The sequence below is a fragment of the Acinetobacter sp. P1(2025) genome (assembly GCF_051390655.1).
Taxonomy (GTDB): domain Bacteria; phylum Pseudomonadota; class Gammaproteobacteria; order Pseudomonadales; family Moraxellaceae; genus Acinetobacter; species Acinetobacter junii.
This window is the reverse complement of sequence record NZ_JBPKBJ010000022.1, coordinates 21,465-42,849: the sequence shown is the minus strand read 5'-3', so window position 1 is coordinate 42,849 and position 21,385 is coordinate 21,465. Positions and strand designations below refer to the sequence as shown.

General features: G+C 37.5%; 19 protein-coding genes. 12 read left to right on the top strand and 7 right to left on the bottom strand.

What is annotated here, in order from left to right:
* Window position 1: 1 nt before the first annotated feature.
* Together ACSC97_RS07595 and ACSC97_RS07590 are read right to left on the bottom strand one after the other, a co-directional pair.
* Window positions 2-169 carry a DUF2256 domain-containing protein gene (locus ACSC97_RS07595; protein ID WP_416689110.1) on the bottom strand — a complete coding sequence of 56 codons (168 nt, stop codon included), beginning with the start codon at window positions 167-169 and terminating at the stop codon, window positions 2-4.
* A gap of 2 nt (window positions 170-171) precedes the next feature.
* Complete coding sequence (locus ACSC97_RS07590; RefSeq protein WP_436660193.1) at window positions 172-1,701, bottom strand: cryptochrome/photolyase family protein; 1,530 nt, start codon at window positions 1,699-1,701, stop codon at window positions 172-174.
* Window positions 1,702-2,134: 433 nt separating this feature from the next.
* Here ACSC97_RS07590 and modA point away from each other — a divergent pair, with 433 nt between their 5' ends.
* The 3 genes from modA to ACSC97_RS07575 are packed head-to-tail and all read left to right on the top strand — an operon-like array spanning window position 2,135 to window position 4,207.
* Entirely contained in the window at window positions 2,135-2,893 is a 759-nt protein-coding gene (gene modA / locus ACSC97_RS07585) for a molybdate ABC transporter substrate-binding protein (RefSeq protein ID WP_436660200.1), read from the top strand.
* A 4-nt stretch (window positions 2,894-2,897) separates the two neighbouring features.
* Window positions 2,898-3,587 carry a molybdate ABC transporter permease subunit gene (gene modB / locus ACSC97_RS07580; RefSeq protein WP_004952841.1) on the top strand — a complete coding sequence of 230 codons (690 nt, stop codon included), beginning with the start codon at window positions 2,898-2,900 and terminating at the stop codon, window positions 3,585-3,587.
* A 2-nt stretch (window positions 3,588-3,589) separates the two neighbouring features.
* Window positions 3,590-4,207 (top strand): ATP-binding cassette domain-containing protein, encoded by a 618-nt coding sequence (locus ACSC97_RS07575; protein WP_199955353.1) that lies wholly within the window; start codon window positions 3,590-3,592, stop codon window positions 4,205-4,207.
* Here ACSC97_RS07575 and ACSC97_RS07570 read toward each other — a convergent pair.
* Complete coding sequence (locus ACSC97_RS07570; RefSeq protein WP_169109049.1) at window positions 4,202-4,468, bottom strand: metal/formaldehyde-sensitive transcriptional repressor; 267 nt, start codon at window positions 4,466-4,468, stop codon at window positions 4,202-4,204. The genes ACSC97_RS07575 and ACSC97_RS07570 overlap by 6 nt on opposite strands.
* Before the next feature lie 56 nt (window positions 4,469-4,524).
* On the opposite strand from ACSC97_RS07570, the gene dmeF reads away from it, so the two are divergent.
* The gene (gene dmeF / locus ACSC97_RS07565; protein ID WP_436660189.1) at window positions 4,525-5,421 is read left to right on the top strand and encodes a CDF family Co(II)/Ni(II) efflux transporter DmeF; all 897 of its coding nucleotides are present in this window, start codon (window positions 4,525-4,527) and stop codon (window positions 5,419-5,421) included.
* 51 nt (window positions 5,422-5,472) lie between these two features.
* Here dmeF and chrA read toward each other — a convergent pair whose 3' ends face one another.
* Window positions 5,473-6,816, bottom strand: a complete 1,344-nt coding sequence (gene chrA, locus ACSC97_RS07560; protein WP_436660187.1) for a chromate efflux transporter — start codon at window positions 6,814-6,816, stop codon at window positions 5,473-5,475.
* Between the two features lie 259 nt (window positions 6,817-7,075).
* On the opposite strand from chrA, the gene tauA reads away from it, so the two are divergent.
* The 4 genes from tauA to tauD are packed head-to-tail and all read left to right on the top strand — an operon-like array spanning window position 7,076 to window position 10,657.
* Window positions 7,076-8,116, top strand: a complete 1,041-nt coding sequence (tauA, locus tag ACSC97_RS07555) for a taurine ABC transporter substrate-binding protein (protein ID WP_436660185.1) — start codon at window positions 7,076-7,078, stop codon at window positions 8,114-8,116.
* 9 nt (window positions 8,117-8,125) lie between these two features.
* A complete protein-coding gene (locus ACSC97_RS07550; RefSeq protein ID WP_436660183.1) occupies window positions 8,126-8,917 on the top strand; it encodes a taurine ABC transporter ATP-binding protein in 792 nt (263 codons plus the stop codon).
* A complete protein-coding gene (gene tauC / locus ACSC97_RS07545; RefSeq protein WP_436660181.1) occupies window positions 8,914-9,795 on the top strand; it encodes a taurine ABC transporter permease TauC in 882 nt (293 codons plus the stop codon). The genes ACSC97_RS07550 and tauC overlap by 4 nt, the downstream gene beginning before the upstream one ends.
* Before the next feature lie 16 nt (window positions 9,796-9,811).
* The gene (tauD, locus tag ACSC97_RS07540; protein ID WP_436660179.1) at window positions 9,812-10,657 is read left to right on the top strand and encodes a taurine dioxygenase; all 846 of its coding nucleotides are present in this window, start codon (window positions 9,812-9,814) and stop codon (window positions 10,655-10,657) included.
* 66 nt (window positions 10,658-10,723) lie between these two features.
* Here the strand turns inward: tauD and ACSC97_RS07535 are convergent, their stop codons facing one another.
* Window positions 10,724-11,164, bottom strand: a complete 441-nt coding sequence (locus tag ACSC97_RS07535; RefSeq protein WP_004913714.1) for a universal stress protein — start codon at window positions 11,162-11,164, stop codon at window positions 10,724-10,726.
* 249 nt (window positions 11,165-11,413) lie between these two features.
* On the opposite strand from ACSC97_RS07535, the gene ACSC97_RS07530 reads away from it, so the two are divergent.
* Window positions 11,414-11,704, top strand: a complete 291-nt coding sequence (locus ACSC97_RS07530) for a hypothetical protein (protein WP_004913710.1) — start codon at window positions 11,414-11,416, stop codon at window positions 11,702-11,704.
* Between the two features lie 108 nt (window positions 11,705-11,812).
* Window positions 11,813-12,304 (top strand): DUF2505 family protein, encoded by a 492-nt coding sequence (locus tag ACSC97_RS07525; RefSeq protein WP_004913708.1) that lies wholly within the window; start codon window positions 11,813-11,815, stop codon window positions 12,302-12,304.
* Window positions 12,305-12,382: 78 nt separating this feature from the next.
* Here the strand turns inward: ACSC97_RS07525 and ACSC97_RS07520 are convergent, their stop codons facing one another.
* A complete protein-coding gene (locus ACSC97_RS07520) occupies window positions 12,383-12,586 on the bottom strand; it encodes a hypothetical protein (RefSeq protein WP_005403039.1) in 204 nt (67 codons plus the stop codon).
* A 126-nt stretch (window positions 12,587-12,712) separates the two neighbouring features.
* On the opposite strand from ACSC97_RS07520, the gene def reads away from it, so the two are divergent.
* Window positions 12,713-13,198 (top strand): peptide deformylase, encoded by a 486-nt coding sequence (def, locus tag ACSC97_RS07515; RefSeq protein WP_436660176.1) that lies wholly within the window; start codon window positions 12,713-12,715, stop codon window positions 13,196-13,198.
* 263 nt (window positions 13,199-13,461) lie between these two features.
* On the top strand, window positions 13,462-17,244 hold the full coding sequence (locus ACSC97_RS07510; protein ID WP_436660174.1) for a hypothetical protein: 3,783 nt from the start codon (window positions 13,462-13,464) through the stop codon (window positions 17,242-17,244).
* A gap of 42 nt (window positions 17,245-17,286) precedes the next feature.
* Here the strand turns inward: ACSC97_RS07510 and metH are convergent, their stop codons facing one another.
* Window positions 17,287-20,973 (bottom strand): methionine synthase, encoded by a 3,687-nt coding sequence (metH, locus tag ACSC97_RS07505; RefSeq protein WP_436660172.1) that lies wholly within the window; start codon window positions 20,971-20,973, stop codon window positions 17,287-17,289.
* Window positions 20,974-21,385 lie beyond the last annotated feature (412 nt).

Sequence of the window (21,385 nt, the reverse complement as noted above, 5' to 3'; positions counted from 1 at the left end):
GTCAGGTGTGATTGTTCACATCTATCTTCGCTTTTCGCTTAGCAAGCTGTTTACATTTTTGGGAACAGAAGTTCACATCACCCCAGCTTCTTTCCCATTTTTTTCGCCATGTGAAAGGGCGTAAACAATAAGCACAAATTTTTTCAGGTAAATGAAGTTTCTTATGCATGATTAGAGTTCTTCGATACGTTTTTGTAGATCATTCGCATGAGTCAAAATTGTATTTTGATCATCTTGGCTAAGCTTATCCCATTGTTTATACATCATTGACATTCTGTGATTGGAGCTAAAGAAAACACGGTGTTTGGCTAAGAAATTCCAGTATAAGCTATTGAAAGGACAGCTATCTTGTTCAGTTTTGGTTTTGACATTGTAGTGGCAGTTCTGACAGTAGTTAGACATACGATGAATATAGTTCCCTGAAGCTGCATAAGGTTTACTTGCCACGAGACCACCATCTGCAAACAAAACCATACCGTGAGTATTAGGTAGCTGCACCCATTCAAAAGCATCTGCATAAACACTGAGATACCAATCATTCACTTGTTTAGGTGAAATACCATTTAATAAAGTAAAGTTCCCAATCACCATTAATCGTTGTATATGATGGGCATAAGCATTTTCCAAAGAATTTCTTAAAGCTTCACGCAAACATAGCATTTTTGTTTCAGCTGTCCAGAAATAATCAGGAAGGTTACGATCTGCCTCTAACTCATTTAAATCAGGATAAGTTGGCATTTTTAACCAATATATTCCTCGAATAAATTCACGCCAACCTAAGATTTGACGGATGAAACCTTCAGCAGCGTTTAGCGGAACATGATGATCAAAGTATGCTTGTTGCGCAGCATCACAGACTTCTTTTGGAGAAAGTAGACCACAATTTAGATAGGGAGAAAGCAGACTGTGAAAGAGGTAATCTTTCCCAGTGACCATTGCATCTTGATATTGACCAAAATGAATTAATTGATAATCAATAAAATATTGGAGTGCTTCTAGGGCTTGTTGTCGAGTCGTTGCCCAGTTGAAATGATTGATCTGACCGATATGTTTTTTAAATTCTGTTTTAACCAATTCAATGACATCTAAGTCAATTTGGTCTCGATGAAATTGTAGAGCTGAGGGGATTGGGTCATTCTTATTCCAAGCTTGTCTATTTTCGGTATCATAATTCCATCTCCCACCGATTGGCTCATTACCATTCATTAAGTAACCGGTTTGCTGTCTTAGCTTTCGATAGAAAAATTCCATGCGTAAGGTTTTGGTATTTGAAGCCCAGTTGCGAAAAGCTTGGGGAGAGGAAAAAAAACGATCGTCATTAAGGATTTGTACTGGAATTTTAAGTTGCTTAGACCATGTGGTTTCAATCGCTTGTTGTAATCGAAATTCACCACTTTCTGTGATGATCAATGCATCAGCTGGATTTTTTTCTAATTGTGCTTGGATAAAATCAATAAATCCTTGAGCAGCTTGTGTACGGTCAAATGTTTGATAACGAATCTTCCAACCTTGTGCTTTTAATGATTTTGCAAAATGGCGCATTGCACTGAAAATAAATGCGATTTTTTGAGGATGGTGCTGCACATAGGTAGCTTCTTCAACCAACTCCGCCATCAAAATGAGATCTTGATCTTTATCAAGCACTTTGAGTGTGGCAATTTGCTCTGAAAGCTGATCTCCTAAGATTAAGCCGTACCGCATAGGCTTGTCACCAGTACAAAATTTTAATATAGGTGCAGTACTGTAAAATTCTTGTGAATATAAGATCCTTGAATGACTTGTTGTTTAAAAATGATTCATTCAAACAATCGAATTTTAAACATTCGGAATAAAGCTAAATAAATTATTTTTTGACTTAATATTAAATTAAGTTTTCTCGCTTATTCTAAAAATGCAGCATGACAGTTCAAGCATGGCTACACCTTTGGCCACATCTCACGATGTGGTTTTTTTTTCCGGCTACTTAATTTTATATAGAAATCTAATTCTTAGAAAACAACTCGATTTTGTATTTAATTTATATAACTATTAGAAAATTAGGGATTACTTAATCTTTCTTTTTTAGTGTATCTTTATTAAGCGATATGTTCGCAAGAATATATCGAATTCTAAGGATGAGGTCGTTCCATTGGTGATGATACAAAAATACCGATATGCTTTGGCTGTATGCGTCGGCTTATTTAGCCACACACAAGCATTTGCGGTGGATAAAGTTACAGTATATGCAGCTGCAAGTTTAACCAATGCGATCAATGAATTAGATGTGATCTATGAGCAGAAAAATAAAGTTCAAATCCAAACATCTTATGCAGGTTCATCAACTTTAGCCAAACAAATTGAAGCAGGTGCGCCAGCTGATATTTTTATATCAGCAGATGTTCAATGGATGGATTATTTGCAAAAAAAACAGTTGGTATCGGCAAATGATCGCGTGAATTTATTGGGTAATCGTTTGGTAGTGATTGCTCCTAAAGCTCGTCCAATCAAATTAAAAATAGATAAAAGTTTTGATTTCACTAGGGTTGCTCAAGGTAAATGGTGTACAGGTGATACTAAGAGTGTACCTGTGGGGAAATATGCAAAGCAGGCTTTGAATTCGATCGGCTGGTGGGATAAGGTTTCAACTCGTCTAGTGGAAACAGAAGATGTACGTGCAGCCTTAAACTTTGTGGCACTTGGTGAATGTCAGTTAGGAATTGTTTATGCTACTGATGCAGCGATCAGCAAAAATGTCGTCATCATTGGAACATTTCCAGAAAATACCCATCAACCTATTATTTATCCAATAGGTTTAGTAAAGAAGAATACAGAGTCAATGAAATTCTATAAGTTTTTACAAAGCAGTCAGGCAAAAAAAGTATTTAAAAAATATGGTTTTAGCGTACTTAAGTAATTAAATGATGATTCTGACTCCTGAAGAACTTGAAGTGTTGCTACTGTCATCTAAAGTGGCAGCAACATGTTTGATTGTGAGTTTAATCCCAGCAATTTTGATTGCTTGGATTTTAGCTAGGAAAGAGTTCTGGGGTAAATCACTATTTGAAACACTGGTTTTCTTACCTTTAGTGTTACCACCAGTTGTACCTGGTTATTTGTTACTTCAAATTTTTGGCAATCGAGGCATCATAGGACAATATCTAGCACCACTAGGATTGGAGTTTGCGTTTAATTGGAAAGGAGCAGTATTGGCATCTGCGGTAATGGGCTTTCCTTTACTCGTACAATCAATTCGATTGGCGATTGAACTGGTGGATCAGCGTTTAGAAATGGCTGCAAAAACTTTAGGGGCTTCTGCATTCGGCACATTTATGCAGGTAACTTTGCCACTTGCAAGCAGCGGAATTTTGGTGGGAAGTATTTTATGTTTTTGCCGAAGTTTAGGTGAGTTTGGCGCAACCATTACCTTCGTGGGGAATATTGCCAGTGAAACACGGACTTTGCCTTTAGCCATGTATAGTTTGATGCAGCAACCTGATACTGAAGCTGCAGTTTGGCGTTTAATTATCTTATCGTTATCTGTAGCTTTCTTTGCTCTATGGTTTGCGCAATGGTTCAATCGTTATCAGAAAAATAAACGTGGTCGTTAAGCATGATTGATTGTCATATCCAACTTACCCAAGGACAATTTTCTCTAGATCAACGCTTTCAATCTGATCAGTCTGTGATTGGTTTATTTGGCGCTTCAGGTTCAGGAAAAACCACGATTTTGCATAGTATTGCTGGGTTGATTAAACCTCAATCAGGTTGGATTAAAATACAAAATCAAACATGGTTTGATCGGGCACAGAACATTAACCTGAGTACACAACAGCGTCGGATTGGTTTGGTATTTCAGGATGCGCAGTTATTTCCTCATAAAAATGTAATGCAGAATCTATTGTTTGGTTTCAAACATATTTGCCCCGAGCAGCGACACTTTGAACTCGATTATATTGTTGAATTGCTTAAATTGGATCATTTAACTCAAAGGATGCCGATTAAGCTCTCAGGAGGGGAAAAACAACGTGTTGCTCTTGGGCGTGCCTTGCTGTACTCACCACAATTATTACTATTAGATGAACCACTTTCTGCTCTTGATTCCGCGCACAAAAAAGAGATTATTCCTTTCTTTCAAAAAATCAAAGCAGAGATAAAAATTCCGATGCTGTATGTGAGTCATGATAAATCAGAAATCGAACAACTCACTCACGAGATTTGGTATCTATAAATAACGTTGTAATAAAGCAAGAAACTTTTCTATTTCTTCTTCATTAATATGTTCAGCATCCTTTAGTACGTGTTCTTTTAAGTGTTGTTCAATTAATTGATTCATTAAACCATTTACAGCACCTTTAACCGCGGCGACTTGCTGTAAAACTTCGATACATGAACTCTCTGGATCGGTTAATGATTTTTCAACCGCGGTAATTTGTCCTTGAATGCGCTTCACTCGATTTAGAATTTTTTTGTCATGGTGTAGATGAGACATACATTTTTCCTGAAAAAATATATACTGAGGGGGAGTATATTTTAAAGTTAAAGCAAATGCAGCATACTAACCTAGAAAGACGCCATTCTCATCAATTTGATCAGGGAAATCCTTTAGCCCAGAAAAAGATTTTGATCGCCACAATTTTAACCGCTGTGATGATGATCTTAGAAATCTTAGGGGGATGGATTTTTAATTCGATGGCATTACTGGCTGATGGTTGGCATATGAGTTCCCACATGCTAGCACTAGGTTTGGCTTACTTTGCTTATCGAATGGCTCGACAGTATGCAAGTGACTCCCGATTTAGTTTTGGAACATGGAAAATAGAAATTTTAGCAGGCTATAGCAGTGCTATTCTATTGTTGGTCGTTGCGCTACTGATGGGGATTCAGTCGATTGAACGATTATTTAATCCCGTTACGATTCATTTCAATGAAGCGATTCCAATTGCGGTTGTAGGTTTACTTATAAACTTGGTCTGTGCATGGTTATTACATGATAGTGGACATGAGCATCACCATCATCACCATGATTTAAATCAAAAAGCCGCATTTTTGCATGTAGTGGCAGATGCAGTGACTTCAGTGCTCGCAATTATTGCTTTATTTGCTGCAAAATATTTTAGCTGGAATTTTCTAGATGCCTTGCTTGGAATTATTGGTGCATTACTGGTTGCCAAATGGTCTTGGGGATTAATTCAAGAAACAGGTAAAACCTTATTAGATGCTGAAATGGGGCACCCCGTGGTACAAGAAATAAAGGATGTAATTGCCCAACTTCCACACGTAGAAATCACAGACCTACATGTATGGAAAGTTGGGAAAGGCAAATTCTCTTGTATTTTAGGATTGGAAACATCGATAGCTGATTTGACTCCTGATCAAGTCAAACGTGAGCTATCCATACATGAAGAAATTGTGCATGCCTCAGTTGAGATTCATCATATTTAATATTTCTGAGACTGAAGCTAGAGTCGAATAACTCAACTCTAGCTTAATAGTTTAAACAAAGAGATATAGGATCAAACCACAAAGTGCTGAAGCAAAGATCACGTAAAGAACATTAATCTGAAATTTAAAGAGTGCGATCATCGCTGCAACGGTAATGATTGCCGCTTCGTAATTAAATGCATGATCAAAACCATTTGGCCATAGCACGTGATAGCTAAAGAATAGAGCAAGATTAAGAATGACACCTACAACAGCAGCGGTGATCGCAGTGAGTGGTGCGGTAAACTTAAGTTCGTTATGTGTAGATTCAATTAGTGGTGCGCCAGCGAAAATAAAAACGAAGGAAAAGAGAAAGGTAAACCAAGTAACAATTACTGCACCCATGGCACCTGCAAGAAACAGATGTTCAGTTCCGAGTAAAGCTTGATTAAAACCACCCAAGAATCCTACAAATGCGACAACCATAATTAAAGGGCCAGGTGTACTTTCTCCGAGTGCCAATCCATCAATCATTTGAGTTGGGTTTAACCATCCGTAATAATTCACTGCACCTTGGTAGACATAAGGCAACACAGCATATGCTCCGCCAAAAGTAAGCAAGGCTGCTTTAGTAAAGAACCATGCCATTTGAGTATAAGCGTGTTGCCAGCCTAGGCTGAAGGTCAACAGTAAGATCGGAATACACCATAAAAATGCTGCGATAAGAATAATTTTAGCGAGATTCGCCCAGCGAAAAATAGCATGGGCAGGTGGTGGTGTATTGTCATCAATCAGTGCTGCACCATAATTTTTTTGATTACTTTGATGAGATGCTTGCTGACTAAATAAATGTGGCTGCTTTTTACTGAGTAAATATCCAAGTATTGCGGCACTGAATACAATCAATGGAAATGGGATATTAAAGAAAAATATTGCGATAAATGCTGCGGCTGCAATGAGCCATAAGAATTTATTCTTGAGTGAACGACTACCTATACGATAAGTTGCATGAAAGACAATTGCCGTGACTGCTGGTTTAATTCCATAAAATAAACCTGCGATAATTGGGACATCTCCAAACTGTACATAAATCCATGACAAGGCAATCAGGATAAACAACGAAGGCAGTACAAATAGAATGCCTGCCACTAAACCACCTAAAGTACGGTGCATTAACCAGCCGATGTAGATAGCAAGTTGCTGAGCTTCAGGTCCAGGCAATAACATACAATAGTTGAGTGCATGTAAAAATCGTTTTTCAGAGATCCAGCGCTTTTGTTCAACTAGCTCCTGATGCATCACTGCAATTTGACCTGCGGGTCCACCAAAACTAATAAATCCAAGTTTTAGCCAAAATAAAAAGGCTTGCCAAAAAGGAACGTGGTCAGGTGCGGTTGTTGCATCAGATTGCTGCATAATCATTCTCAAATAGAGCGTTTATTTTTTGAATATCGCGAGTTTATGGCACATCATACGAAGGTGATGATTCTAGATGAATCCAATTTATTTCTTTATATATTTTATTGATTTGATAATTCAAATTGATGACTTTTCTTAAATTTATTTCACGTCTAAAGATCAAAGAATCTAGCTTATATATCTTTAAATTGCATAAACAACGCATTTTTTCTTATTTTTAATCATAAAGTGTGACGCATACCATAAGCCTATATTATTGAAAGATCATCTAATTATGGGCATCAAGAACACCAAGCCATTGATTGTAACAGCGATCGTCCTTGTGGCGATTGTTGCTTTTATTATCTATCAAAATCAAAAAGATGCTGTACCAGCTCAGTCTAAAAACAACAAAGCTATTGTGATAGCTTATCAAACAGGTGTTGATCCGACCAAGGTTGCACAGGCAAATGGAGAATATGAACGTGATACTAATCAAGCAATTCAATGGCGTAAATTTGATGCTGGTTCAGATGTAGTTAATGCATTGGCTTCGGGTGATGTAGTGATCGGCAATATCGGTTCTAGTCCTTTGGCTGCTGCTGCAAGTCGTGATTTACCGATAGAAGTCTTTCTGGTGACGGCTAAATTAGGCGGTTCAGAGGCATTGGTGGTGAGCAACAAATCAGGCATTAAAAACCCGCAAGATTTGATTGGTAAAACCATTGCTGTGCCATTCGTTTCAACCACGCATTACAGCCTATTGTCAGCACTTAAGCATTGGAATATTGCGGATAACCAAGTCAAGATTATTAACTTACGTCCACCAGAAATCACAGCAGCTTGGGAGCGTGGTGATATTGATGCGACCTATGTTTGGGAACCTGCCTTAAGCAAAGTCAAAGCCACTGGTCATGTCTTAACAGACTCGAAACAAGTCGGCGAGTGGGGCGCACCAACCTATGATTTATGGGTGGTTCGTAAAGATTTCGCTGAGAAAAATCCAGAATTCTTAAAAGCCTTCGTGAGAACCAGCTTAAAGCAGATTGAAAGCTATAACCAAGATCCTAAAGCATTTGAGCAAAATGCAGACAACATCCAGAAAATCGCACAATTGACGGGTTCTGATGCCAAAGATATTCCATTGCTTCTTTCTGGAAATATATACCTTGATCGTCAGCAGCAACAAGCCACTTTATCTGGTGAATTTGCAGAGAACATTTTCGATACAGCCACTTTCTTAAGAAGCCAAGGCAAGGTGGATCAAGTAAAACCTAACTATCAAGCCAATGTCACGACTCAATTCTTACAACCATAGGAGATCGAAATGAGCGTATTAGCTGCTGAGCATCTTCATCTAACTTTTCCAAACCAGACCGTGCCTGTTTTGCAAGATATTAATCTCAAAATTGAAGAGGGTACTTTGACGGTAATTTTGGGTGAGTCTGGTTGTGGAAAAACCACATTGCTCAATATTTTGGCTGGTTTTCAAAAACCAAGTTCAGGACAGATCAAACTTGATAATGAAGTACTAACGACACCTGATGCTCGCCGTGCAGTGGTATTCCAAGATCATGCGCTATTACCTTGGTTAAATGTCTCTGAAAATATCGGTTTTGCTTTACGACTTAAGGGTTTAAAAGAACAACATATTCATCAGCAAGTAGAATCCATCCTGAAGATAGTAGGTTTGAGCCATGTTGCACAAGCCAATATTTGGGAACTGTCAGGTGGTATGAAACAGCGTGTTGGTATTGCACGTGCCTTGATTAGCCATGCAGCCTTTATTTTATTAGATGAACCTTTTGCTGCGCTGGATGCATTTACCCGTGAAACCATGCAGCAGTTGGTGTTGGATTTATGGATTCAACAAAATAAATCTTTTTTCCTCATTACCCATGACATTGAAGAAGCATTATTGCTCAGCAATCAACTGGTATTGATGACAACTCGCCCAGGAAAGATCGTTGAAACTTTAAAACTAGATTTTGCAGAGCGCTATAAGCAAGGCGAATCAATTCGAACAATTAAATCCGATCCAAAATTTATTCAATTACGTGAGCAATTGTTTGAACGCCTACGTGTACAGAAACAAGCAGGGTATGAGGTGACTGTATGACGGGACAAGCAAAAAATACAGCCTATGAGCTAAGTAACACAGCAGAATTTGCACAAATTGAGCCGAAAAAATCAGCTTCAGGACGAAATGCTGTAGGTGATTTTTTCGCGCGTCATCGTAGTTTGGTGCTTAGTTTATCGAGCGTTATCAGTGTGCTGGTGATTTGGTATTTGATCACTGCTTTAAAAATTGTTCCAAGTTTGTTTTTGCCAAGCCCACATGCGGTATGGCAGAAGTTTCTTGAAGTCAGTCAACAAGGCTTTATGAAAGCGACTTTATGGCAACATTTAGCCGCCAGTATTTCTCGTGTCTTATTGGCTTTATTTGCTGCAATTGCGATTGGTGTGCCTTTAGGTTTATGGATGGGCTTGAACAAATGGGTGCGCGCGGTACTTGATCCTTTGGTTGAGCTGTTACGTCCCATACCCCCTCTAGCCTATTTGCCATTATTGGTGATCTGGTTCGGGATTGGTGAAACTACTAAAGTACTTTTGATTTTCTTTTCAATCCTTGCACCAGTCATTATTAGTAGCACTCATGGCGTAATCAGCCATCAGCTCAATCGTGAGCGTGCAGCCTTATCTTTAGGCGCAAGCCAATCGCAAGTGTTTTGGCATGTGATTCTGCCGACGGCCTTACCGCATATCTTAACGGGTATTCGTATTGGTTTAGGTGTGGGCTGGTCGACTCTAGTGGCTTCAGAATTAGTTGCAGCAGATCGTGGTATTGGTTTTATGGTGCAGTCAGCAGCTCAATTCTTGATTACCGATACTGTGGTTCTCGGCATTATTGTTATTGCGATCGTTGCAGTGAGTTTTGAGTTGTTTTTGCGTTGGTTACAGAAGCAACTCTCTCCTTGGTATGGTCAACAGTTATAAGTGTGAGTAGTAGAAGATGACGTTAAATATTGAAGTTATTCAACCAACCATTGGTGCAATTATTCACGATGTTGATTTAAATACGGTTGATGAAAATACCACACAACAAATTCAACAGGCTTTGCTGGATCATCATGTAATTTTCTTCCGCAATCAGCAGCTTGCACCTCAGGCTCAAGCTGAACTTGCACGTGGCTTTGGTTCTTTACATATTCATCCTATTTTCCCGACAGTAGAAAATGTGCCTGAAATTATTGTTCTAGACAGCTGGAAGCAAGATTTACGTGACAACGAGCTTTGGCATACTGATGTGACTTTCAGTCAAAATCCGCCATTAGGGTGTGTCTTGCAAGCCATCAAGATTCCACCTGTAGGTGGTGATACATTGTGGTCGAGTGGAGTAGCCGCATTTACTGCATTGGATCAAAGCTTGCAACAAAAGTTGAAAGGTTTAACGGCTACACACGATATTCGTCAGTCTTTCCCGATTGAACGTTTTGCGCATAATGACGTTGAGCGTAAGAAATTGGAAGAAACCTTCAAACGTAATCCACCCGTTGTTCATCCTGTGGTGAGAACCCATCCTGTGACAGGACAGCCGATTTTGTTTGTGAGCGAAGGTTTCACCACACGTATTAATGAGCTAGATGAATCAGAAAGTGCTGAGTTATTGCAATATCTATTCGCCCACGCGACTCATGAGCAGTTTCATTTACGTTGGCAATGGCAAGAAGGCGATGTGGCGATTTGGGATAATCGTTGCACACAGCATAAGGCTTTATTTGATTATGGTGATGCGCATCGAATTATGCACCGCGCCACCATTAATGGTGATGCACCGTTTTATCAAGCTGCAAGTTAATTAATAAATTTAAAAAATGAAAAAACCTTGTGCAAAATCACAAGGTTTTTTTCGAAGCTTTGTTTATTACTGTTTGACGATCAACACAGGGATATGTGATTCGGTCAATACAGCACGTGCTACGCTACCGAGTAATAAACGTTTAACGCCAGTACGACCATGAGAACCCATAATAATTAAGTCAGCGCCGACTTCCTCTGCGACAAAGATAATCCCTTCGCTAGCAGGACCATGATGTATTTTGGTGGTTACTTGAATTCCATCACGGGTAAATGACTGAGCGATATCTTGCAACTGTGTTTTAGCATGCGCCTCTGCTTGCATAAAATGCTCTGTAATTGCGGGTGCAACTTGATAAAAATCTACGCCCACATAAGGATCAACCGCAACAACACTCAATACCGTGACCTTTGCCCCAGATAATTTAGCTAAAGACAGCGCATGCTCAACGGCTGCATAAGAAATTGGAGAGTCATCAACTGCAACTAAAATATTTTGATAAGACATATTTGCTCCTTATTGTTTATCGTTGTAAAAAGATAAAGTTATATTATGTTGATAGCATATTGAACGTCGTCTAGCAAATTAGACCATGATCAAAAATGTATGATAAAACTGAAAATATTGCTGCAATACAGTAAATTCCACAGCAAAATAGAGATATAACAAAATATCGGTATTTTTGTAATTTACTTTAAAACTCACATGACTGTTTGCTTCTTTTTATTAATCGAACTTTAACCTAAAGGAATCTCAGTGTTACTCAATTTAGAAGCATTTAAACAGCAGAAGTTTGATCAGGTTGCTGCGAAAATCATGGCTGATCCTGATCAATATTTGGGATTTGATTCTGTGTCGGATTTTTATAAAGCAGAATGGTTGGATGAGTTTCCGCAAGGTACGACTTGGTCTGCGACAGGCTTAGATGATGGGGCAGAGCAATTTTACGCCATCATAGAGTATGGGCGACACTATCTATATATCAGTCGAACTGAAAAGGTCACAGTAAAACTTGGCATGCGACATGACTACAATAAAAATAATTAATCCGAGCAGTCATCTATTTTAGAGTGAACAGCCTTTGCGATTTTTATCTCAATGCTATACTTCCGAGCAGAGATGAAATCCCAAATAAAACGAAACGGAAATTTTAAAATGGCGCATCAATTTACGGTTAATGAAACAATTCACGGTGTTTCAATTGAAGATTTTACACGATTAGTTGCTCAAACCTCATTGCATGAAGCGGTGTGTAAACGTATCCCTGGCGATAACCTCGAAATTCTTGAATCAAATGTAAATGGTGACATTTATACTTTACGTCGTGAATATAATCTTGACGTCAGCATTCCAGATGTTGCTAAAAAATTATTAAAAAATGCATTCCGCTTAAAACGTTCAGATATCACTAATCTTAAAAATCTAACTTCGACTGTAGAACTTGGCGCAAACCTTCCTTTAGAAGCAAAAGCTGAACGTAAAGTTACAGGTAATAGTGAAAAAGTAGATATTTCACTGACTTGGAATGTGAAAGTAAAAGTACCTTTGATTGGCGGTATGCTTGAAAAGCATGCTGAAGGCGAAATTCGTAAATTTAGCCAACTTGAAATTGAAATTGTAGAAGATGAATTAAAGAAACAGCTTTAATTTAAGCTGAAAATAAAACTCTCCTGAATCGACTGATCTAACGAAGAAAGGTTTGATGAAGGGGAGTTTTTTTATTGTCTAGAAGCGCAGAAAATAAGGAACTATGGAAAGTATTAGCCCAATCATACTGATCATAGTTGTACTCTCAATAAAATAAGTAAATAGCATAAGCAATAAGCCACAGATCAGAGGCACAGTCATTTTCTGTCTCTTACCATATATAAAATAGCCTAAGCCAATCGAACTAAAAAGAACACTCAAATAAAGCGTTAGTGCATTCATGTCAATTCCATATGTTTTTTTATTAGAAAATATTATGACAAGATTCTTAAATGAAAATGATAGAAGCCAAATTCATTATCCAATAGTATCAATCTAGGTTCGATTTAAAAATTATAAGGTTCTGTGATGAGTGTAATTTTGCCAGTAGCACAACGCGGTGAAGAGATTTTAAAAATTAAAGCAGCTTTAGTCTCAGATGCAGAGTTTAATAGTGAATGGTTGTTGCAACTGGCTTCTGCGATGCATGCGACGATGTTGGAGCGTAATGGTGTTGGAATTGCTGCGCCACAGGTTTATATCTCCAAGCGTGTGATTATCGTGGCATCTCGTCCCAATCCTCGTTATCCCGATGCCCCTGAAATGGATGCTGTGGTGATGGTTAATCCTGAGATTTTGGAATTTTCTCATGCGACTTGTTTGGGGGAAGAGGGATGTTTAAGTGTTCCTGATGAGCGTGGGCAAGTGCAACGAGCACAGAGTGTCAAAGTGCGTTATCACACTTTACAAGGTGAGGTGATTGAAACAACGTTTGAGGGTTTTCCTGCCCGCATTGTTCAACATGAAGTTGATCATTTAGATGGTGTGTTGTTTGTGGAGCGAATGTCTACTTAGAAATTAAAATAAGGGGTTGTAGTAGATTAGCTTTGTGATAATCTAGTTTATGAAAATAACTATTTGTAAATTAAATATAAAAAATCAGTTTTTTGAAAGAGATCGATGCTGTCTGTGGAGCGGATATATTAAATTTAACAGTCAATTCCAAATATTGAATCTTTTTATTGCGAAGCTTAACTTCTCACATTTGCGAATGTTATGTATGATTTTCGTTTATAATTAATGATTATATAGAAGTCTTATATTAATAAGGTAAAGGAATGATTCAGCCAAATTGGGAAATTTTTTCAGCAAAATTTTCAAATAATCAACAAGTGACATTTGAATGGTTTGCTTATTTATTATTTTGCCGAGAATTCAATTTACCCAAAGGCTGGTTTGGATTTAAAAATCAGTCTGGAATTGAAAAAAATCCAATTGAAAAAGAGGGTGAAGTTATTGGCTTTCAAGCCAAGTTTTATTCTACGAGTCTTTCTACGCATAAAGATGACTTTCTAGAAATGCTAGATAAAGCAAAAAGAGATCACCCCACGCTAACTAAAATATTGGTTTATACAAATCAGTTTTGGGGAGAAGCATACAATAGAATTGAAAAAAAGATGATGTCCCCTCAGGCTTTAATAGATATTAAAGCTAAAGCTAAAGAATTAATGATTGATCTTGAATGGAGAGATGCTTCATTTTTTGAATCTGAATTCGTTTGCTTAGCGCATGATGATTTAGCTAAATACTTCTTCACAGAGCAAAAGCTAGAAGGTTGGCAACGCTATGATGATTGGTCAAATACAAAAGACAAAGTTGAAGGGGAATACTTAATCGATGAAGATGTTAAAGTTATTGTACCTAGAGATCATAATAAAAATGAAATTAGTGTGATTGATGGCATAAATACAATCCGAGAAAAATTATCAACAGGTGGAAATTCTATAAGATTAGTAGGACTCTCAGGTGTAGGCAAAACGCGCTTTGCGCAAGCCCTTTTCGATGATCGTGTCGGAATCAATAGCCTAGATATTAAAAAGGTTTGGTATTGTGATTTTGGTGATTCGCCTAATCCACAGCCTCAGCATTTTGTAGAAGAGCTCATTCAGAAACAGCAACCTTATATTTTAATTATCGATAATTGTGGACAAGATGCTCATGGCAGTTTAACGAAGAAAATTAAAGATACTCAAATTGCACTATTAACTATTGAGTATGATGTTCAAGACGATTTGCCTGAGAGTACGGAAGTTTACAAATTAAAACCAAATAGTACTGAAATAATCAAGGAAGTGATTGAACGACATTACCCCCAAATTAATAATTTGAATGCAAGAAAAATTGCTGATTTTTCAGGGGGAAACTATCGGTTAGCTTTAGCAGTAGCCTCTAACATTGAACGCACTGATAACTTGGCATTACTTACGAGTTCCGAGTTGTTTGAGCGGCTTTTTTGGCAAAGAGGGCAGCGTAATAATGAATTATATAAAGTCGCTCAAAATTGTGCATTAGTTTATTCCTTTAATTTAGAGGATGTAGGCGAAGAATATTCTGAATTAGATTATTTATCGAAATTTGCAAGAGTTGATAGTTATGACGCAATTGAAAGAATTGAAGAGCTAAATAATAAAGACATTGTTCAACAGCGAGGGAAATGGCGTGCAATTTTACCTCATGTACTAGCAAATCATTTAGCTAAAGAATGTATTTCAAGGAAGTTAGTAAGACAGCTACATGAGTTTATTCAAAATATGCCTCCTCGTTTGCAGATGTCTTGTATTAAACGTTTAAGCTATTTGCATGATGTCCCTAAGGTACAAGAATTAGTGACATCATGGTTTTCTTCTACTGGATGGTTAGGGCAAAAACTTTTAAATGATCAATATGATGCACAGGATTTGGTTAAATTCAGATTACTTGCCCATATCTCGGAAGATCAAATATTACAATTACTAGAGCAAAAACATAATGCTGCCCCTTATTTTTTAACTAGAGAAAATACACATTTTTTTGAAATTTCTAGATTAATACGATCTTTAGCCTATCAACCCCATAATTTTAAAAAAGCTTTTGACTTACTAATTTATTTTGCTAAAGATGAAAAAGAAGATGAGAGAAATAATTCTATTAGAGATTTAGTGACATCGTTGTTTAGCCTTTATACATCTGAAACAATGGCAAATTTAGAGCAAAAAAAGGACGCTCTGAATCAATTAAAAGTGATGCCCGAATATGAGTCGATGCTGTTAGATTGTTTATCTAAAGCACTGAATTTCTATGAGGGGAGTTATCTAGTAAGAGAGTATTCCGAAAATTCTCAGACTAGTGAGTATAGTTATCAGCCGAAAACTTATAGTGAAATTTGCGGGTGGATTGAGTTTTTACTTAGTGTGCTAGATGAATTAGATAATCATAATAATAGCAAAGCACGAGAGATTTTTAAAAATAGCCTTAAAAATATTATTTGGAAATGTGGAAAAGTTGATATTGTTAAAACATATTTAGAAAGATTTAATCAAAGACTATATTTCTCAGATGCTCATTCACAACTATTGAATATTATTCAATGGAATAGTGATGAGCTGAAAATTAAAGCACCAAAATTATTATCAGATTTAGAAGTCTTGGAAGAAAGCTTGAGACCTCAAAAAAGCAATATTTCAGAACTAATAAAATCTTATATATTGGTGAATGATCACTATTTATATCGTCTAGCTAAAGATAGTAATGAAGATTATGCAATTCCAATTCCTGAATTTGATAATTATGATGAATTAATTAACTATATATCTTCTCAACTTCAGAATATTGAGGTTCTTAAAGAGAATTTTGAAATATTACTCAATCCAAGAATTGGTTGGATTGGTAATCAGTATTTGCAAAGTTTAGGGGAAAGTTGTATAGCTGCCTTTCAGTCAGTAAATGATTGCATTCAGATTTTGAAAACTATAAATGTAGATGAAAGTTTAAATTATTCTGAATTTATTTTTGGAATTCTGAAAGGGTTTAGAAGTAAAAATATTAACGAATATAAAATCTTGGTTGAATTCTTTGTAAATGATGAACGATTCAATAAAATAATCGGTATATACTTATTTTATAGTTGTAAAACAGATGAAGATTTTGATTTTTTTACCACTTTATTACTTACAGAAAAAATTAATTTAAATCGTAATTTAAGGTTAGCATGGTTAAAAAAGCATAGCAAAATTTCCAGTAAACAATTTGAAATGGTTGCTGATACGATGATTTTGGTTGGTCCTCATCAAATGGTTGGATACGAGTTGATGGAAGAATGCTATTTTCAAAAACAATTACCTGAAAAATATCAATCTATTTTATTAGACTATGTCCCTGAGTTTATTAGTTCTGAGGATGCTTTCAATCACTTTGAAGAAGCTTTGCAAGTTTTACTAGGTTGTGGCGAGTTTTACCAAAATAGAATATTTAATGATATTAAAGAGAATTTTAGTAGTGAATCTTATATCTCTTTTCATCGTGAAGATAAAAAGTTTAAATTATTAAGACTGCTGATCGAAAGTAACACTAGTAAATTTATTGATGAGTTCGTTGAAGATCAAAATTTTATGTCTAAATTTTGGCAGAATGACATAGACAAAGTACTTGCTTATGCAGATGAAAAAATGGTACTAGATTGGATTGACTCCGATCAAGAAAAAATAAATTTTTGGGTGAAAAATTCAAGGCTATATCACAGTAAAAAAAGAGAACCATCTAGTGAGGAAAACCAAAATTCTATTGTGTGGAAAGACCTGTTAATCACTTTGATTGATATGTGTAATGATAAACCTAATCTAATAAATATACTTTTTGATCATCACATATTAAGGATGAGAGGTGTTTTCTCAGGTTCCTGGTCGCAAGCTATGCAAACAAGATTACAGTATATTTATTCTCTGAAAGATAAAATAATATCGGTATTTCCTGAATTAGAGTCACTTATTATTTCTAAAGAAAAAGAATGGTTAGTTGCTATTGATCAGCAAGCGAAGATAGAGGCAGAAAGAGATAAACAAAATAGTGAGCGTTTTGAATGGTGATTAATAAAAACCCCCTCAACTGAGGGGATTTTCTTTTATGGCTTATCCAATCGAATCATCTAAATTCGGTGCTAACCAGCGTTTCGCTTCATCGAGAGTCCAGCCTTTACGTTTTGCATAATCTTCAAGTTGATCTTGAGAGATTTTGCCCACATTAAAGTATTCACTTTGAGGATGCGAATAATAGAAACCACTTACAGAAGAAGGCGGCATCATGGCAAAGTGTTCAGTCAGTTTTGTACCAATCTTTTCTTCTGAGCCTAACCAATCAAATAACACCGCTTTTTCAGAATGCTCTGGGCAAGCAGGATAACCTGGCGCAGGACGAATACCGACATACTTCTCTTTGATCAGTTCTTCATTACTCAACGTTTCATCTGCTTTATAGCCCCAGAACTCTTTACGGATACGCTCATGTAAATGCTCAGCGAATGCTTCTGCAAAACGATCCGCTAAAGACTGAATCAGAATCGCTGAATAGTCATCACCTTTGGCTTTATATTCATTTGCCAATTCTTCAGCACCAAAGATCGACACCGTAAAACCACCGAGATAATCTTCAGGTTGTTCAGAAGGCTTAATATAATCTGCCAAAGACAAGTTTGGTTTACCTGTCACTTTGTCTGATTGTTGACGTACGTGCTCAAAGGTGTGAGTACGATTTTGACCTGATTCATCAAATACGCTGACGGTATCTGCACCAGTACGCTGAGCAGGGTATAAGCCAAACACAGCACGGGCATCGAAACGTTTATTTTCAATGATGTCTTTCAGCATCGCTTGCGCTTGATTATAAAGATCAGTCGCTGCTTCACCGACCACTTCATCTTCTAAGATTTTCGGGAATTTACCCGCCAAACTCCAAGAGATGAAGAATGGTGTCCAATCAAAATATTCAACTAAGGTTTCAAGCGGATAATTCTTAATAACTTGTGTACCCAAAGCATTTGGTTTTGGTGGTACATAGTGATTATCAATTTTAAAACCGTTTTCGACTGATTCTGCATAACTCAATTTTGCAGCTTTCGGTTGTTTATTTGCTAAACGTTCACGAATCTTGGCATATTCAGCACGATGCTCTGCAATGAAGTTACCGCGCATTTCAGGAGAAAGTAGGGTGGTTGCGACACCCACTGCACGTGAAGCATCCGCGACGTAAATTACTGCATCATTCGAATATTGAGGATCAATTTTAACTGCGGTGTGTGCTTTTGATGTGGTTGCACCGCCGATCAATAGAGGAATATTAAAACCTTTACGTTGCATTTCTTTGGCAACAAAGACCATTTCATCCAAAGAAGGGGTGATCAAACCTGACAAACCAATGATGTCACATTTCTCATCTATTGCCGTTTGCAGAATTTTTTCTGCAGGTACCATCACGCCGAGGTCAACGATGTCATAACCATTACAACCCAAGACAACACCCACAATATTTTTACCAATATCGTGTACGTCACCTTTTACCGTTGCCATCAGGACTTTACCTTTAGATTGTCCTTCTGACTTTTCAGCTTCAATGTATGGGTTGAGCCATGCTACAGCTTGTTTCATGACGCGTGCAGATTTAACGACTTGAGGAAGGAACATTTTTCCTGAACCAAACAAGTCACCCACAACGTTCATGCCGTCCATTAATGGGCCTTCGATCACATCAAGCGGACGTTTTGATTTTAAACGTGCTTCTTCAGTATCTTGATCGATATACGTGGTAATACCTTTAACTAAAGCGTATTCAAGACGTTTTTCGACAGACTCATTACGCCATTCAAGATTTTCAGCTTCTTTGGTAGCACCCGCTTGACCACGATATTTTTCAGCAACTTCTAGAAGTTTTTCAGTTGCTGCTTGACCTGTCTCACCTTGATTTTGGTTAAGTACAACATCTTCAACAGCATCTTTCAGCTCTTTATTGATATCGTCATAAATCGCCATCTGACCAGCGTTTACGATACCCATAGTCATGCCTTGTTTGATGGCATGATAGAGGAATACTGAGTGAATCGCTTCGCGTACAGGTTCATTACCACGGAATGAGAACGAAACGTTAGAAACACCACCAGAAATCATGGCATGTGGTAAGTTTTGTTTGATCCAACCAGTCGCTTCAATAAAGTCTACGGCATAGTTATTGTGTTCTTCGATCCCTGTTGCCACTGCAAACACGTTTGGATCAAAAATAATATCTTCAGCTGGATAGCCAACTTCATTGACTAAAATGTCATATGAGCGTTTACAAATTTCACGCTTACGTTCAGCGGTATCTGCCTGACCAACTTCGTCAAAAGCCATGACAATAACTGCTGCACCATACTGACGGCAAAGGCGAGCTTTTTCCACAAACTCGTCATAACCTTCTTTTAAGGAAATCGAGTTTACAACAGGTTTACCTTGAACACATTTTAGACCTGCTTCAATGATTTCCCATTTCGATGAGTCAATCATGATCGGCACACGTGAAATATCAGGTTCTGAAGCGACGAGGTTCAGGAAATGCACCATCGCACCTTGCGAATCGAGCATCCCTTCATCCATGTTGATATCAATGATCTGCGCACCAGCTTCAACTTGTTGCTGAGCGACTTCTAAAGCTTCTGCAAAATTTTCTTCACGGATGAGACGAAGGAACTTTTTTGATCCTGTAACGTTAGTACGTTCACCAACGTTTACGAATAAAGAATCATCATAGATATTAAATGGTTCTAAACCACTCAAACGGCAAGCATGAACAGTCTCAGGAATTTTACGTGGTGGAATATCTTTAACAGCTTGGTAGATCGCACGGATATGATCTGGTGTGGTACCACAGCAACCACCAGTAATATTGATCAAACCACTCTCAGCAAATTCTTTAATAAAGGCTGCGGTTTGTTCTGGGGTTTCATCATACTCACCAAATGCATTCGGTAAACCAGCATTAGGATGGGCAGAAACAAAGGTATCTGCAACGTCAGAAATCGTTTTAACGTGAGGGCGCATTGCATCTGCACCCAATGCACAGTTAAAACCAATTGACAGCAAATTACCATGACGTACTGAGTTCCAGAATGCTTCAGCAGTTTGACCTGTCAATGTACGACCTGAGGCATCTGTGATCGTACCTGAAATCATCAATGGAAGTTCATAACCGATTTGCTTAAAGACTTCTTTGACCGCAAAGATTGCCGCTTTACAGTTCAAGGTATCGAAAACTGTTTCGATCAATAGAATGTCAGCACCACCTTCAATTAAGGCGTGTGTTGCTTCGATATAATTTTCTTTTAGTTCATCGAAAGTAATATTACGGAATGCTGGATCATTGACGTTCGGTGAGATCGAACATGTACGTGATGTAGGGCCGAGTACACCTGCCACGAATCGTGGTTTATCTGGGGTAGAGTATTTATCACACGCAGCTCTCGCGAGACGTGCTGCTTCACGGTTGATCTCAGGTACAAGATCTTCCATGTGATAATCTGACATTGAAACACGTGTACCATTGAAGCTGTTGGTTTCAATAATGTCTGCACCAGCATCCAGATAAGCTTCATGGATACCCTGAATAATCTGCGGTTGAGTCAGTACTAAAAGGTCATTATTACCTTTGAGATCAGAAGCCCAATCTGCGAAACGTTCACCACGATAATCTTCTTCTTCTAATTTATGGCGTTGAATCATGGTTCCCATTGCACCATCAATAATCAAGATGCGTTGGGCGAGAAGAGATTTTAGGGTGGCAAGCGTGGACATAAGGAACCCCAGTATATGGCAAATATAAAAAGCTGAGGCATTGTAACAGAAGCGAACAGAAAGCGCGTATTTTCAACAACACAGAGCACTGATTCTTCAGTTCAATTTTGATGTGTCACAAAACCTTCATTAATTTGTAATAATTATGAGGAATAATGCTCCAAAAACCAGCGAATGAACTGAAATATGACAAATTGATGTCATATTTTGTAGCATTTGTTGCAAAATCAGACAAACAGTTTTTAAGACTTTTTGTTTTTATATCATATTGTATTTAAAGGGATATTTAATTTAATAGATTAAAGATTAGAACAAAAAACATCACAAGATGAGCTGAAATGATGAAATATCAGCTTTATATGACATCTCTTTGTCATATAATTGTCATAATTTAATTAAACAATACAGGGGA

Excerpts from the sequence above, each read along its gene's own strand:
- ACSC97_RS07595 (WP_416689110.1), bottom strand. The coding sequence starts at position 169 with ATGCATAAGAAACTTCATTTACCTGAAAAAATTTGTGCTTATTGTTTA.
- ACSC97_RS07590 (WP_436660193.1), bottom strand. The coding sequence starts at position 1,701 with ATGCGGTACGGCTTAATCTTAGGAGATCAGCTTTCAGAGCAAATTGCC.
- modA (WP_436660200.1), top strand. The coding sequence starts at position 2,135 with ATGATACAAAAATACCGATATGCTTTGGCTGTATGCGTCGGCTTATTT.
- modB (WP_004952841.1), top strand. The coding sequence starts at position 2,898 with ATGATGATTCTGACTCCTGAAGAACTTGAAGTGTTGCTACTGTCATCT.
- ACSC97_RS07575 (WP_199955353.1), top strand. The coding sequence starts at position 3,590 with ATGATTGATTGTCATATCCAACTTACCCAAGGACAATTTTCTCTAGAT.
- ACSC97_RS07570 (WP_169109049.1), bottom strand. The coding sequence starts at position 4,468 with ATGTCTCATCTACACCATGACAAAAAAATTCTAAATCGAGTGAAGCGC.
- dmeF (WP_436660189.1), top strand. The coding sequence starts at position 4,525 with ATGCAGCATACTAACCTAGAAAGACGCCATTCTCATCAATTTGATCAG.
- chrA (WP_436660187.1), bottom strand. The coding sequence starts at position 6,816 with ATGCAGCAATCTGATGCAACAACCGCACCTGACCACGTTCCTTTTTGG.
- ACSC97_RS07550 (WP_436660183.1), top strand. The coding sequence starts at position 8,126 with ATGAGCGTATTAGCTGCTGAGCATCTTCATCTAACTTTTCCAAACCAG.
- tauC (WP_436660181.1), top strand. The coding sequence starts at position 8,914 with ATGACGGGACAAGCAAAAAATACAGCCTATGAGCTAAGTAACACAGCA.
- tauD (WP_436660179.1), top strand. The coding sequence starts at position 9,812 with ATGACGTTAAATATTGAAGTTATTCAACCAACCATTGGTGCAATTATT.
- ACSC97_RS07535 (WP_004913714.1), bottom strand. The coding sequence starts at position 11,164 with ATGTCTTATCAAAATATTTTAGTTGCAGTTGATGACTCTCCAATTTCT.
- ACSC97_RS07525 (WP_004913708.1), top strand. The coding sequence starts at position 11,813 with ATGGCGCATCAATTTACGGTTAATGAAACAATTCACGGTGTTTCAATT.
- ACSC97_RS07520 (WP_005403039.1), bottom strand. The coding sequence starts at position 12,586 with ATGAATGCACTAACGCTTTATTTGAGTGTTCTTTTTAGTTCGATTGGC.
- def (WP_436660176.1), top strand. The coding sequence starts at position 12,713 with ATGAGTGTAATTTTGCCAGTAGCACAACGCGGTGAAGAGATTTTAAAA.
- ACSC97_RS07510 (WP_436660174.1), top strand. The coding sequence starts at position 13,462 with ATGATTCAGCCAAATTGGGAAATTTTTTCAGCAAAATTTTCAAATAAT.
- metH (WP_436660172.1), bottom strand. The coding sequence starts at position 20,973 with ATGTCCACGCTTGCCACCCTAAAATCTCTTCTCGCCCAACGCATCTTG.